1 protein-coding gene is annotated in these 815 nt (G+C 32.9%); it reads right to left on the bottom strand.

The window, feature by feature from the left end:
- Positions 1-242: 242 nt before the first annotated feature.
- Entirely contained in the window at positions 243-650 is a 408-nt protein-coding gene (locus KIH23_RS13595; RefSeq protein WP_213214046.1) for a hypothetical protein, read from the bottom strand.
- Between the last annotated feature and the right edge of the window lie 165 nt (positions 651-815).

The raw sequence follows: 815 nt of genomic DNA, 5'->3' as shown, positions 1-815 counted from the left end.
CTATCTCATAGCCAAAAGCTTGAGCTGGAAAATCAAACAATCTTTTCCACCGCAAAGCAAAAAAAGCGGCCAATATTTATCAACGTTTTTGCTGAGCAATTGCGCACAACGTTCTCTTGCTAGGCGCACGTTGCAGAAAAGCGAGCCGAGTACGCTCCGCTAAGATAAAGTTTTTACGTGAAAAACAAGCGCAATGCCAACAAAATCAAGCAATGGCGCTTAGCAAGTGTTACAAGACGTAGCTAAATTTCGTAGAAACTCATTTTAGAAATAAAATATTTTCCTTCATGCTTTTCAAATTTACAATCTATTCCGCCACCTTCAATTGGATAAAATAAATTCAATTCAGCCTCATTTTGCGTTTCTTTAAAATTCAAAATATGAACATCAAATCCATTTTTTATTCTAATTGAATCATCTTCGAACTTTTCTACTGGAATAATTTGAAATAGATTATATCTATTTGATTCGCAATTCATCAAATTTAGAAAACGAAATGGAACGCGTTCTTTTATATCTGAATGTAAAAAAGTCAATACTTTTTTTTCATTCATCATTAAATTCAAACATTTTTCTATTGAATTGCATTTTACATCTTCTGGTGTAAAATTGATGAAAAAAGTTAGAAAGATTAAAAATAAAGTTTTCATGTCGATGTCATTTGTACGCAATTTTGGTGCTATGTCTTGTAACGGTTGCGGGTTTGCTCAGTCACGGTAATTTGGAACAGAGTATAATCCGTTAGATGAAACAAACATATGGAAAATATATCTTTCTTGAACACTGATGCAGTTATTGTGCAAACCTGCTGTTGT

The organism is Flavobacterium sp. CYK-55 (assembly GCF_018413465.1).
Taxonomy (GTDB): domain Bacteria; phylum Bacteroidota; class Bacteroidia; order Flavobacteriales; family Flavobacteriaceae; genus Flavobacterium.
The sequence above is the reverse complement of the archived record's forward strand: the minus strand, read 5'-3'. Positions and strand labels throughout refer to the sequence as shown.

Bases quoted from the DNA above. Each gene is read 5' to 3' on its own strand.
- KIH23_RS13595 (WP_213214046.1), bottom strand. From the start codon at position 650: ATGAAAACTTTATTTTTAATCTTTCTAACTTTTTTCATCAATTTTACA.